Here is a 12,741-nt window from a genome sequence, read left to right on the forward strand (position 1 = left end):
CAGCGTTTGATTTCGGGTTTGGAGTTTTTCAGTCTGATAATTTCATCGCGATCATCGTGGTGGATAACCAGCTCAGCTTTCGCGACATCCGCACCCACGATCAACTTACCTGCCTGCATTGCCATGGGCGGCTCCTCACGTTATGGTTTTTCGGCTTGAAGGGGTTTCACCAAGAGGCGCTGGCTTGCTTCTATCGTCGCTTGCAAACGATGCATTCTTTATCGGCGCTTTGGTGGAAGGGGTGGGGCGATGTCTCCCACGGTCTGTACTGCTGCTAACAGTCAGAATCGGGCATTTAGTCCCACCACCCCTTCAAGTCTAACCATACAAGCGGGCGTGCCCGCGAAGAGGCCGGAACAGGTTCAAGCGGCTGCTATATGGAAATCCAGCAAGCTGATGCCGGTGCTCGCATCCACCTCCGGCAGGTCCTCGTGCACATGCCCGCCCAGCGCGCAGTAGATCAGCCACTGGCGGTCCTGGACATTGATGGCGAAACCATCGATCAACGCCTGCTGCTCATCGCTCTGAGTCACGTGATAGAGGCGATCCTGGTTTTCGGCGTGCAGCATCAACAAGCTCCGGTACGGGAAAAGGCCGATAGCGTGGCCTGTCCTGATGACGAGCATGTGACAGGATGAAATCAAGTGACACTTTGTCGCCAAGCACGGGCGGCCGGGTCGGACTTCGGTAGAATGCCGGGCTTCGCTGTGGCTATGACCGAGGTTGCGTGATGTCGTTGCAAGTGCTCTGGGGCTTTCTTTCCGCCCACCCTACCAAGCTGATCAATCTGCTGGCGCTCTTGCTGACCTGCCCAGGCGGGTTGCTGCTGCAGAGCGCACGGCGGCGTGAGGCGATTACCCGCGAGCGTCTGGCGGTGGAGGAGGGGCCGGCGGATGTGTTCGCCCAGCGCGTGCCACGCTACTACTACATCCTGGGTTTTTCCTGCCTGGCCATGGCGCTGCTGCTGTCCTGGTTCAGCACCTGGATCTGAACGTACCGGGGCCGCCAGGCGGCCCCGCTCAGGTCAGGCCACAGGCGCCTGCTGCTTGACCTGATACTGGTTCCGCACTGGCGTCGCATACTGCAACACCAGGTAAGGCCGCTGTTCCTCGGGGCAGGCGTCCAGCCGCCGTTGCCACTCTTCCCTGGCCTTGGCCAGCTCTTCTGCCGGGAACACTTTCTCGGCGCTCGGCACCTGCAGTGCCTCGTCCTTCTCGCTCCACATCGCATACGCCAGGTAGTGCACCGGGAACAGGCGGTAACCGCCGAGGATCTGCCGGTCGGTTTCCTGTGCCAGCTGCTTGGTGTCCTCGTAGTACTCGGTCACTGGCGGGGCGAAGTTGATGTGCACCCGGCCCTTGTAGCCGGTGATGCCCTTGGCGATGCTGTTGTCGTCTTCGCCGGGGGCCTTCTTGTACGTGCCGGTGGTGGCGCGGATGTACAGCTCGCGGGCCTTGGCCTGGTCGCAGGGGTCGTACTCGTAGCTGATCGACACCGGGATCAGGTTCAGGCTCTGGATCACTGCACCGAACGGCTCGTCCTTGCGACTCATGTGGAACATCTTGAGGATTGCCGAATCGGTCCGGTCGTCACCGTCCTTGGCGCGGCCTTCGGCCTGGGCGATCCAGATCGACGTGCCGTCATTGCGAATCGAATGGTTGATATAGGCCGAGAGCAACTGGTAGGCCGCAAGCTTTTCCCTGCGGCCACTGATCGAGCGGTGCACGATGAAGCTCTTGTTCAGGCGCATCATGTCGCTGACGAACGGCTTTTGCAGCAGGTTGTCGCCGATGGCGATGCGCGGCGTCGGCAGGCCGGCGTGGTAGACCGCGTAGTTGACGAAGGCCGGGTCCATGACGATGTCGCGGTGGTTGGCCAGGAACAGATAGGCCGTGCCCGACTTGAGCTGTTCGACGCCGGAGTAGGTGACGCCGTCGGTGGCGCGTTCGATGGTCTGGTCGACGTAATACTCGACTTTGTCCTGCAGGGTCGATACGCAGGTGACGCCGGCGAACTCCTTGCGCAGGCGGCGGGCGATCAGCGGCTTGAGCAGCCAGCCGAGGGCGCCGGCTGCGCGCGGGAATTTGAAGTGGGTGAGGATATCGAGGAATGCCGGGTCGCTGAGCAGGCGTGCCAGAACGGCAGGGACCTCAGCATCGTCGTACGGTCGGATGGCATCGAATTCGCCCATCATGCTCTCTTGTTGGAAACGGCTAGGGTAATAAGGTAAGGGGTGGGGCCCGAAAAAACGGCTCGGGCACACTCAAGCCCTGTAAACAGACCGACAATTATACGCACAAGTCACCCCGGAGGCCGCGATGCTCGAACAAGCGTTCTACGATTGTCCTTATTGTGGTGAAGAAGTCGAAACGACCGTGGACCTGTCCGGGGGCGACCAGGAGTACATCGAGGACTGCCAGGTGTGCTGCAAGCCTATCCGCTTCGTGCTGCAGGTTCATGGCGAGGAATGGATGCTGGATGTCTACGGTGAGAACGACTGATGCGGCGGATCTACGAACCGGAAAACCTGATGGAAGCTGAAATGCTGGTGTGCATGCTGGCCAGCGAGGGCATCGAAGCGCACCTCGCCGGTCGCGACCTGATGGGCGGCGCGGGTGAGTTGCCGTTGCAGGGGCTGCTCGGGCTTGCGGTGCCCGACGAACAGGCCGAATACGCACGGCAACTGATCGATGCGTACAATGGTGCCGAGCCGCTTGCCGGTGACGAGCCGGAGAGTCATCCCGGTACCTTGATCTGCTAGGTTCTGAAATCGCCCATGTGTGGACGTTACGCCCTGTTTCGCTGGCCTCAGGCGCTGGCCAGCCTGCCGGGTTTCCCTGCCGGCCAGCCGGCCCAATGGAATATCGCGCCTGGCGCTTCGGTGCTGATCCAGCGCCTGCTCGACGGCCAGCAGCAGTTGGCAAAGGCGCGTTGGGGGCTGACCCCTGCATGGCTCACCGACCTCTCGCGCACCCCCGCTCATGCCCGGGCCGAGACCTTGGCCGAGCAGCCGATGTTCCGCGAAGCATTTCGCCTGCGCCGTTGCCTGATGCCCGCCAACGGTTTCTATGAGTGGCGCGGTACGGTGCGCAAACGGCCTTACTGGCTGACGCCGGGGGAGGGCGCATCGCTGTATTTTGCTGCCGTCTGGGAGGCCTACCCGGTACATGACCAGGTGTGGTTGAGTTGCGCGGTAGTGACCCAGGCCGCAATGAACCAGCGCCGACCCCTGATCCTCGACCAGGCCGGCCAGGCTGCCTGGCTGGACCCGGACACACCGTTGCCACGCTTGCACGAGCTGCTCGCCAGCCCGCCGGCGATGCTGCGCGAGCGGGCCCTGGCAAACTTCGTCAACGACCCGAAACTGGACGCGCCTGAGTGCCTGACACCGGCTTAGGTAAAATCTTCCCTGCGGCTATGGCGGGTACAAGCGACTCAGCCTAGGATACGGCGCATGTAAAAAGGGAGTGTTTTCATGCGTAAGTCTTTTGTCGTCAGCCTATTGAGTGCTGGCATCCTGCTGGCCGGCTGCCAGGCGGTGAATACCACCAGTGGCGGTGCTGTCGGCGTCGACCGCCAGCAGTACATGTTCAGCATGCTTTCGACCGATGAGGTCAACCAGATGTACGCCCAGTCCTACCAGCAGACCCTCGGCGAGGCGTCGAGCAAGGGCGTGCTGGACAAGTCCAGCAACGATGCCAAGCGTGTGCAGGCCATCGCCAGCCGGCTGATTGCCCAGGCGCCCAAGTTCCGCCCGGATGCGGCTCAGTGGAACTGGGAAGTCAACGTCATCAAGAGTGACGAGCTCAATGCCAACTGCGGGCCGGGCGGCAAGATCATCGTCTACACCGGGCTGATCGATCAGCTCAAGCTCACCGATGCGGAAATCGCCGCAGTGGTCGGCCACGAAATCGCCCATGCCTTGCGCGAGCATAGCCGCGAAGCGATGTCCAAGGCCTACGGCGTGCAGATGGCGCGCCAGGGTGCGGGCGCCTTGCTTGGCCTTGGCCAGGACAGCATGGCGTTGGCCGACGCCGTGGTGAACTATTCCATGACCCTGCCGAACAGCCGCGCCAACGAGAACGAGGCCGACCTGATCGGCCTGGAGTTGTCGGCGCGTGCCGGTTACGACCCGAATGCCGCGATCACCTTGTGGAACAAGATGAGCAAGGCCTCGGAGGGGGCGCCACCTGAGTTCATGAGTACTCACCCGGCTTCGAGCAGCCGGATCGCCTCGTTGCAAGCGGCGATTCCAAAAGTGATGCCGTTGTACGAGGCCGCGAAGAAGTAAAACCACAAGGGGCCGCACAGCGGCCCCTGCTTTTCAGCTCAGCCCACCCAGCCACTGGTCTTCATCGCCGAGTACACGGCAACGATGGCCAGCACGAAGAACGCAGTAGCCGCCAGGCGACGAATCAGCGTCAGAGGGAGTTTCTCCGCGGCGAAATTACCCGCCAGCACCACCGGCACGTTGGCGATCAGCATGCCCAAGGTCGTCCCGACGATGACCAGGATCAGGTGCGGATACTGCGCAGCCAGCATCACCGTGGCCACTTGGGTCTTGTCACCGATTTCGGCCAGGAAGAACGCGATCAGTGTGGTCAGGAACGGGCCGAAGCGGCGGGCCGGATTCTCGTCATCGTCCATCTTGTCCGGCACCAGGGTCCACAGCGCAGTGGCGGTGAAGCTCGCGGCAAGAACCCAGTGCAGTACCGACTCGCTGAAGAAGCTGCCGACCCAGGCCCCCACGGCGCCGGCCGCGGCATGGTTGGCCAAGGTAGCCGCGATGATGCCGGCGATGATCGGCCAAGGCTTGCGGAAGCGGGCGGCAAGGATGAGCGCGAGCAGTTGCGTCTTGTCGCCAATTTCGGCCAAGGCAACGATTGCGGTGGGGACCAACAGAGATTCCAGCATCAGGTTTCCTACGGGGGCGGGCCGACACGGCTATGACACGTACAGCCTCCCCGCCCCGGGTAAGGTGTGCGTGTCATAGGTCTTGTCAAACCGAGGACCTGTCTGTGCAGGCCGCTGGGTCGCACGCGCCATGGCCTGTGGGCCAAGTATGTTGACGCGTACCGGGCGAGCAGGGTGCTCGCGGGAGACTACTCCCCTAGGACGGTGCGGATTCTGCCTAGCCGAAACCGTTTCGGCAAGCCCTGTTTTTAACCGCGTGTTGCCCGATAGATGCGGAAGCCATCGGCCTCGGCGCAGGTCTGGCAATTGCCCAAGGCACCTTCGATGAGCGGCTGATAGCGCAGGAAGCTGTTTGCCACGAGGCGCATTTCGCCACCTTTTCTCAGATGTTCGCCGGATTTTTTCAGCAAGTTTTCCGATGCCTGGTAGTTGGTGTGGACCCCGGTATGGAACGGTGGGTTGCTCAGGATCAGGCTCAGGTCGGCAGGTGCGGCATCGATGCCATCGCCGCTGATGACTTCGCCCTCAAGGCAGTTGGCCGCCAGGGTCAGGCGGCTGGCTGCCACGGCGAAGGCATCTACATCCAGCAGCGTGACCCGGCTTTGTGGATAACGCCGTTTGACCGTGGCCCCCAGCACGCCAGCGCCGCAGCCAAAATCGAGCACATGGCCGATGGGCAGATTGTCCAGATACTTGAGTAGCAGGGCAGTGCCGCGGTCAAGGCGGCCGTGGCTGAATACCCCCGGCAGGCTCACCACCTGCAGTGGGCCGTCTTCGAGATCGAGGGTGAAGCGTTCGGCCAGGCTCTCCAGCGGTTTGGCTTGCGGCGCGTTTTCCACGGTCACCTGCCACAGTTGGCAATGCCGCGCGCTGTCCAGCTTGCGCGGCTTGCCGAACGCCTGCAGTTGTTTGGCCGCGCCTTCGATGCCACCGCGTTTTTCACCCACCAGGTACAGCTCACCGCCTGCCAGGCGCGCAGCCAGGGCGTTGAGCAGGTAGGCCGCCAGCTCGCGGGACTTGGGCAGGAACAGCACCGCCGTCTCGAAGGCTACCGACGGCACATCGACGCCGTAGTGGCTGCGCCCCGCGAAGCGGCTGTCGAGCATGGCCTGGTCGCCTGCATGCCAGGTCCAGCCAAGGGCTTGGGGCAGCTGCCCGAGCAGGCCGTCGGCGGGGGCGCCGGCGAGCAGCAGCGGGCCCTGGAACAGCTCTGCCTGGCGGAGCAATACTTCACTGCGCGGGTCCATGGACGACGCCTCCTGAAAAAGTGGCGCAGTGTAACAGAGCCGGGCGCGGGACTGAGCTGGAGCTCAACTGACCACGCGGCGCGGCTGGCCTTCGAAATAGGCCCTGGCGTTTTCGCTGAGCTGGCCGACGATGCGCTGGCGCGACTCCACCGCGCCCCAGGCGCTGTGTGGAGTGATCAGCAAGCGTGGGATGCCCTTCTCCAGCAGCGGGTTGCCATTGACCGGCGGCTCGACGCTCAGCACATCGGTGGCCGCGCCGCCGAGGTGGCCGCTGCGCAATGCGTCGGCCAAGGCCTGCTCGTCGATCAGGCCACCGCGGGCGGTGTTGACCACCAGAGCGCCCTTTTTCAGCAGCGCCAGTTCGTGGGCACCGATCATGTGCCGGGTGTGCTCGTTCAGCGGGCAGTGCAGGGTCAACGCGTCGACCTGTGGCAGCAGTTCATCCAGCGCCAGGCGATCGTCACGGGCCGGGCGGCCAGGGATGTGCCCGCTCAGCACGCGCATGCCGAAGGCTTCGGCGAGTCGTGCCACCGCGCCGCCCAGTTCGCCATGGCCTAGCAGGCCGAGGGTCTTGCCTTCCAGCTCGATGATCGGGAAATCCAGCAGGCAGAACTGGCTGGCCTTGGCCCACTCGCCGTCGGCCACCGCCTGGTTGTAGTCGCACAGGCGTGTGGCCAGGGCCAGCAGCAGGGCGATGGTGTGCTGGGCCACCGAGGGGGTGCCATAGCCCTGGCAGTTGCAGACGGTGATGCCCTGGGCGCGGGCAGCTGCGAGGTCGACATTGTTGGTGCCGGTCGCGGCTACCAGGATCAGCTTCAGCTGCGGGTTGGCGGCCAGCGTGGCGGCATCGAGCATGACCTTGTTGCTGACCACCGCGACAGCGCCCTGCAGGCGTTCGACGACCTGCTCCGGGCGGGTGGCGGCGAACAGTTCGAATTCGTCGAACTGTTGCTGCAATGGCGACAGGTCAAGGTCGCCAAGGTCCAGGGATTGGTGATCGAGAAACACGGCGCGGCGCAAGCTGGGCATCACAGGAGCTCCGGTAGCAGGGCAGGGGTTGGTCCATCACTGCGCACAATGCCACTCATACCTGGCGCCGCCAAATCATTCCTTCGGCTGATTTGACCGTCACATTGAGCAACTACAGTAGATCCAGATTTGTTCGGCATGCTTTTTCAGAAAAGGGATCACCATGTTGCAGACCCGCATCATCAAGCCCGCCGAGGGCGCCTATAGCTTCCCTCTGTTGATCAAGCGCCTGCTGATGTCCGGCAGCCGCTACGAGAAGACCCGCGAGATCGTCTATCGCGACCAGCTGCGCCTGACTTATCCGCAGCTCAACGAACGCATCGCCCGCCTCGCCAATGTGCTGACCGACGCCGGGGTCAAGGCCGGTGACACCGTGGCGGTGATGGACTGGGACAGCCACCGTTACCTGGAATGCATGTTCGCCATCCCGATGATCGGCGCAGTGGTGCACACCATCAACGTGCGCCTTTCGCCCGAGCAGATCCTCTACACCATGAACCACGCTGAAGACCGTTTCGTACTGGTCAACAGCGACTTCGTCGGCCTTTATCAGGCCATCGCCGGGCAACTGACCACGGTCGACAAGACCTTACTGATCACCGATGGCCCGGACCAGACTGCCGACTTGCCCAACCTCGTCGGTGAATACGAGCAATTGCTCGCGGCCGCCAGCCCGCGTTACGACTTCCCGGATTTCGACGAGAATTCGGTGGCCACCACCTTCTACACCACCGGTACCACGGGCAACCCCAAGGGCGTCTACTTCACGCACCGCCAGCTGGTGTTGCATACCCTGGCCGAAGCGGCGGTGACCGGCAGTATCGACAGCGTGCGCCTGCTCGGCAGCAATGACGTGTACATGCCCATCACGCCGATGTTCCACGTGCATGCCTGGGGCATCCCCTACGCGGCCACCATGCTCGGCATGAAGCAGGTCTACCCGGGCCGTTATGAGCCGGACATGCTGGTCAAGCTGTGGCGCGAAGAGAAGGTCACCTTCTCGCACTGTGTGCCGACCATCCTGCAGATGCTGCTCAACTGCCCGAACGCCCAGGGCCAGGATTTCGGCGGCTGGAAGATCATCATCGGCGGCAGCGCCCTGAACAGTTCGCTGTACAAGGCCGCGCTGGCCCGTGGCATCCAGCTGACTGCCGCTTATGGCATGTCCGAAACCTGCCCGCTGATATCTGCCGCGCACCTGAATGACGAGTTGCAGGCCGGCAGCGAGGATGAACGCGTTACCTACCGCATCAAGGCCGGTGTACCGGTGCCGTTGGTGGAAGCGGCAATCGTAGATGGCGAGGGCAATTTCCTGCCGGCCGATGGCGAGACCCAGGGTGAGCTGGTGCTGCGTGCGCCATGGCTGACCATGGGCTATTTCAAGGAGCCGGAAAAGAGCGAGGAGCTGTGGCAGGGTGGCTGGCTGCACACCGGTGACGTCGCCACTCTCGACGGCATGGGCTACATCGATATCCGCGACCGCATCAAGGATGTGATCAAGACCGGCGGCGAATGGATCTCTTCGCTCGACCTGGAGGACTTGATCAGCCGTCATCCGGCCGTGCGTGAAGTGGCGGTGGTAGGCGTAGCCGACCCGCAATGGGGCGAGCGCCCGTTTGCCCTGCTGGTGGTGCGTGAGGACAAGGCGATCGACGCCAAAACCCTGAAGGAGCATCTGAAGCCTTTCGTCGAGGAAGGCCACATCAACAAGTGGGCGATTCCCAGCCAGATCGCTGTTGTTACTGAAATTCCCAAGACCAGTGTCGGCAAGCTAGACAAGAAGCGTATCCGCCAGGACATCGTCCAGTGGCAGGCCAGTAACAGCGCCTTCCTGTCTACCTTGTAAGCCCGCTCCGGGTCGCACATCACGTTGCGCGACCCGCATGCTAGAGAGGCTGAGCCCTTGCCAAACGTAAAATTTCGGCCATGCTTCAGCACGGCCGATACGCTGCCCGGGAAACGCCGGGCCGATTTGGCAGCAGGTGCGCAAATCACACTTTAGAGGGATCAAGCACCTGAGCCTGCTGGCTATAGTCGGGCCCAGGGGATTTTCAGGAATGGGGGAGGGCGGCACGCGCAAGACGTGCCGCTGCAGGGGAAACCTGCTCACCGGTCGCTCGGGCCGTTTCTGAAAGGACTCACTGCCATAACAATAAAGTACATGGAGTAGCGTCGATGAAATCTGCAAATCCGTTCTGGCGCCGGGCCAGGTTGCCCTTGGCCGTCAGCCTTGCTTCCACGCTCGCAAGTCCTGCTTTCGCTGTCAGTTTCAACATTGGTGAAATCGAAGGCCAGTTCGACTCGTCGCTCTCCGTCGGCGCCAGCTGGTCCACCGCCAACCCCAACAAGAACCTGATCGGGGTGAACAACGGTGGCAAGGGCCTGTCGCAGACCTCCGACGACGGCCACCTGAACTTCAAGAAGGGCGAAACCTTCTCGAAGATCTTCAAAGGCATCCATGACCTCGAACTCAAGTACGGCGACACCGGCGTGTTTGTGCGCGGCAAATACTGGTACGACTTCGAGCTGAAAGACGAAAACCGCGAATTCAAGGACATCAGTGACTCAAACCGCAAGGAAGGCGCCAAGTCGGCAGGTTCGGAGCTGCTCGATGCCTTCGTCTACCACAACTACGCGATCGGCGATCAGCCGGGCTCGGTACGCCTGGGCAAGCAGGTGGTTAGCTGGGGCGAGAGTACCTTCATCGGCGGCGGCATCAATGCGATCAACCCGATCGACGTTTCGGCGTTTCGTCGCCCGGGGGCCGAGATCAAAGAGGGCCTGATTCCGGTCAACATGTTCTACGTGTCGCAAAGCCTCACCGACAACCTGTCCGCCGAAGGCTTCTACCAGATCGAGTGGGACCAGACGGTTGTCGACAACTGCGGCACATTCTTCTCCCAGCCGGACGTGATCGCCGATGGTTGCAACAACAACCTGGCGGTGCTCGCCACGAAGAACTCGCTGGCCAGCCGCCTTGGGCCGCTGGCGACCCCGGTGAACAACACCCTGGCCGCCCGGGGCGTGACCTACGGCAACCCTGACGAAGGGGTGATCGTGCGTCGCGGCGCGGATCGCGATGCGCGCGACAGCGGGCAGTTCGGTTTGGCCATGCGCTACATGTTCGAGCCGCTCAACACCGAGTTTGGTGGCTACTTCATGAACTATCACAGCCGTGCGCCAATCTTCAGTGGCCGCGGCGCAGACGCTCAGTTCTACAGCACCAGCGGTCTGGCCGGCGCGTTGGTCAGGGCGGGGGTGCCGGCCGGTGCCTTGGCCAACCTGCTGCCGAGCCTGATGCCGCTGCAGGTCGCAGGCAATTCCAGCTACTACGTGGAATATCCGGAAGACATCCGCCTGTATGGCCTGAGCTTCTCGACCACGTTGCCCACCGGCACCGCCTGGAGCGGGGAAATCAGCTATCGGCCAAATGCCCCGGTGCAGCTCAATACCACCGATATCCTCTACTCGGGCCTGACTCCGCTCAACCCCAACGTATCCGTACTGCAAGGCACTCCAGGTGCCGATCAGCCGGGCTACCGCCGCAAGGAAATCACCCAGTTGCAGACCACGTTCACCCACTTCTTCGACCAGGTAATGGGGGCGGAGCGGCTGACCATGGTTGGCGAAGTCGGCTGGACCCACGTCGGTGGCCTGGAAAGCACCTCCAAGGCGCGTTACGGGCGTGACCCGGTCTTTGGCCCGGGCCCGCTGCCCAGTGGCCAGTGCGAGGCGCTCAACACAAGCACTCTGGGCACCTCCAATGCCAACAACGTATCGCGCTATTGCGAAAACGACGGCTACACCACTGCCGATTCCTGGGGCTACCGCGTCCGTGCGATCTGGGACTACAACAACGTGTTTGCCGGGGTGAACCTGCGCCCGAGCGTGGCCTGGTCGCATGACGTCGATGGTTATTCGCCAGGCCCTGGCGGCAACTTCGAGGAAGGGCGCAAGGCGATCAGCCTGGGCCTGGACGCGGAGTATCAGCAGACCTATACCGCCAGCCTGTCGTACACCTCCTTCTTCGACGGCAAGTACAGCACCGTGGATGATCGCGACTTCGTCGCCCTCAGCCTCGGCGTGAACTTCTAAGAATACTGATCCAGGACGACACGAGATGAACAAGACCAGAAGTCTGTTGCAAGCCGGTGTACTGGGCCTGTCCCTGCTGGCGACCAGCGTAATGGCTGCGGTATCCGCCGATGAAGCGGCAAAGCTTGGCAGCACACTGACCCCGATGGGCGCGGAAAAGGCAGGTAACGCCGACGGTTCGATCGGCCCGTGGGAGCCACTGTCGAAGACCGCAGGCAGCGTCGATGCCAAGGGCTTCCTTGCCGACCCCTATGGCAGTGACAAGCCGCTGTTGACCATCACCGCGCAGAACGCCGACCAGTACAAGGACAAGCTCTCGCCGGGCCAGCTGGCAATGCTCAAGCGTTACCCGGACACCTTCAAGATCCCTGTCTACAAGACCCACCGTGGCGCCACGGTGCCTGACGATGTGTTCGCCGCGATCAAGAAGAACGCCACCGCGACCACTCTGGTCGAAGGTGGTAACGGCCTGAACAACTTCCAGACTGCCGTGCCTTTCCCGATCCCGAAAAGCGGCCTGGAAGTGATCTGGAACCATATCACCCGCTACCGCGGCGGCAGCGTCAGCCGCCTGGTGACCCAGGCAACCCCGCAGCAGAACGGCTCCTACAGCCTGGTGTATTTCGCCGACCAGTTCGTTTTCCGCGACAAGATGAAGGACTACGACCCGAACAACCCAGGCAACATCCTGTTCTACTTCAAGCAGGAGGTGACGGCTCCGGCGCGCCTGGCCGGCACCGTGCTGCTGGTGCACGAGACCCTCGACCAGGTCAAGGAACCGCGCAAGGCCTGGATCTACAACGCCGGCCAGCGCCGGGTGCGCCAGGCACCGCAGGTGTCGTACGACGGCCCGGGTACCGCGGCCGATGGCCTGCGCACCTCGGACAACCTGGACATGTACAACGGCGCACCGGACCGCTACGACTGGAAGCTCGAAGGCAAGAAGGAGATGTACATCGCTTCCAACGCCTTCAAGCTGGACGACCCCAAGCTCAAGTACGCCGACATCCTCAAAGCCGGGCACATCAATCAGGACCTGACCCGCTACGAGCTGCGCCGGGTCTGGCATGTGGTTGCGACCCTAAAGCCCGGCCAGCGGCACATCTACGCCAAGCGTGACTTCTACATCGACGAAGACACCTGGCAAGCGGCTGTGATCGACCAGTACGACGGCCGTGGCCAACTGTGGCGCGTGTCCGAGGCCCATGCTCAGCCGTACTACAACGTGCAGGTGCCGTGGTACACCCTTGAAGCCATCTACGACCTGCAGTCGGGGCGCTACCTGGCCCTGGGCATGAAGAACGAAGAGAAGCGTGCCTACGACTTCGGCTTCAGTGCCAGCAAGGCCGATTTCCAGCCAGCCGCCCTGCGTCAGTCGGGTATCCGCTAAGCTGAAAACCTGCAACTCCGTGTGACCCTCCCAGAACGCCCCGGCTTGCCGGGGCGTTTCTGTCTG

General features: G+C 62.5%; 13 protein-coding genes, 1 pseudogene and 1 riboswitch. Of the genes and pseudogenes, 8 read left to right on the plus strand and 6 right to left on the minus strand.

Annotation, left to right across the window (positions count from 1 at the left end):
* Both CQW31_RS32065 and CQW31_RS07945 read right to left on the minus strand, forming a co-directional pair.
* Positions 1–125, minus strand: a pseudogene (locus CQW31_RS32065) (IS110 family transposase); the annotation flags it as partial.
* A gap of 237 nt (positions 126–362) precedes the next feature.
* Positions 363–569: a hypothetical protein gene (locus CQW31_RS07945; RefSeq protein WP_054887482.1), complete on the minus strand. Its 207-nt coding sequence runs from the start codon at positions 567–569 to the stop codon at positions 363–365.
* A 161-nt stretch (positions 570–730) separates the two neighbouring features.
* On the opposite strand from CQW31_RS07945, the gene CQW31_RS07950 reads away from it, so the two are divergent.
* The gene (locus CQW31_RS07950) at positions 731–991 is read left to right on the plus strand and encodes a hypothetical protein (protein ID WP_099814241.1); all 261 of its coding nucleotides are present in this window, start codon (positions 731–733) and stop codon (positions 989–991) included.
* A gap of 33 nt (positions 992–1,024) precedes the next feature.
* On the opposite strand, the gene CQW31_RS07955 is transcribed toward CQW31_RS07950, so the two are convergent.
* Positions 1,025–2,194 (minus strand): 1-acyl-sn-glycerol-3-phosphate acyltransferase, encoded by a 1,170-nt coding sequence (locus CQW31_RS07955; protein ID WP_082433693.1) that lies wholly within the window; start codon positions 2,192–2,194, stop codon positions 1,025–1,027.
* A gap of 124 nt (positions 2,195–2,318) precedes the next feature.
* Between CQW31_RS07955 and CQW31_RS07960 the strand changes: the two genes are divergently transcribed.
* The 4 genes from CQW31_RS07960 to CQW31_RS07975 all read left to right on the plus strand — a co-directional run bounded on the left by CQW31_RS07960 (position 2,319) and on the right by CQW31_RS07975 (position 4,291).
* Positions 2,319–2,501 carry a CPXCG motif-containing cysteine-rich protein gene (locus tag CQW31_RS07960; RefSeq protein ID WP_008096588.1) on the plus strand — a complete coding sequence of 61 codons (183 nt, stop codon included), beginning with the start codon at positions 2,319–2,321 and terminating at the stop codon, positions 2,499–2,501.
* The gene (locus tag CQW31_RS07965) at positions 2,501–2,761 is read left to right on the plus strand and encodes a putative signal transducing protein (protein WP_054887485.1); all 261 of its coding nucleotides are present in this window, start codon (positions 2,501–2,503) and stop codon (positions 2,759–2,761) included. The genes CQW31_RS07960 and CQW31_RS07965 overlap by 1 nt, the downstream gene beginning before the upstream one ends.
* A gap of 15 nt (positions 2,762–2,776) precedes the next feature.
* Positions 2,777–3,397 carry an SOS response-associated peptidase gene (locus CQW31_RS07970; protein ID WP_099814242.1) on the plus strand — a complete coding sequence of 207 codons (621 nt, stop codon included), beginning with the start codon at positions 2,777–2,779 and terminating at the stop codon, positions 3,395–3,397.
* A 78-nt stretch (positions 3,398–3,475) separates the two neighbouring features.
* A complete protein-coding gene (locus CQW31_RS07975) occupies positions 3,476–4,291 on the plus strand; it encodes a M48 family metallopeptidase (RefSeq protein ID WP_054887487.1) in 816 nt (271 codons plus the stop codon).
* Positions 4,292–4,329: 38 nt separating this feature from the next.
* On the opposite strand, the gene CQW31_RS07980 is transcribed toward CQW31_RS07975, so the two are convergent.
* From CQW31_RS07980 to CQW31_RS07990, 3 genes are all read right to left on the minus strand, one after another.
* The gene (locus CQW31_RS07980; protein ID WP_176506946.1) at positions 4,330–4,911 is read right to left on the minus strand and encodes a TMEM165/GDT1 family protein; all 582 of its coding nucleotides are present in this window, start codon (positions 4,909–4,911) and stop codon (positions 4,330–4,332) included.
* Positions 4,912–4,928: 17 nt separating this feature from the next.
* Positions 4,929–5,123, minus strand: a riboswitch (yybP-ykoY riboswitch).
* Between the two features lie 39 nt (positions 5,124–5,162).
* Positions 5,163–6,161 (minus strand): class I SAM-dependent methyltransferase, encoded by a 999-nt coding sequence (locus CQW31_RS07985; RefSeq protein WP_099814244.1) that lies wholly within the window; start codon positions 6,159–6,161, stop codon positions 5,163–5,165.
* A 63-nt stretch (positions 6,162–6,224) separates the two neighbouring features.
* Positions 6,225–7,190, minus strand: a complete 966-nt coding sequence (locus CQW31_RS07990) for a 2-hydroxyacid dehydrogenase (RefSeq protein WP_054887490.1) — start codon at positions 7,188–7,190, stop codon at positions 6,225–6,227.
* Positions 7,191–7,353: 163 nt separating this feature from the next.
* Between CQW31_RS07990 and CQW31_RS07995 the strand changes: the two genes are divergently transcribed.
* From CQW31_RS07995 to CQW31_RS08010, 3 genes are all read left to right on the plus strand, one after another.
* Positions 7,354–9,036, plus strand: a complete 1,683-nt coding sequence (locus CQW31_RS07995) for a fatty acid--CoA ligase (protein ID WP_099814245.1) — start codon at positions 7,354–7,356, stop codon at positions 9,034–9,036.
* 329 nt (positions 9,037–9,365) lie between these two features.
* On the plus strand, positions 9,366–11,285 hold the full coding sequence (locus CQW31_RS08005) for a DUF1302 domain-containing protein (protein WP_054887492.1): 1,920 nt from the start codon (positions 9,366–9,368) through the stop codon (positions 11,283–11,285).
* A 25-nt stretch (positions 11,286–11,310) separates the two neighbouring features.
* Positions 11,311–12,675, plus strand: coding sequence for a DUF1329 domain-containing protein (locus CQW31_RS08010; RefSeq protein WP_054887493.1), 1,365 nt, complete (start codon positions 11,311–11,313; stop codon positions 12,673–12,675).
* Positions 12,676–12,741 lie beyond the last annotated feature (66 nt).

This window comes from Pseudomonas sp. 382, from assembly GCF_002759075.1.
Lineage (GTDB): Bacteria > Pseudomonadota > Gammaproteobacteria > Pseudomonadales > Pseudomonadaceae > Aquipseudomonas > Aquipseudomonas vlassakiae.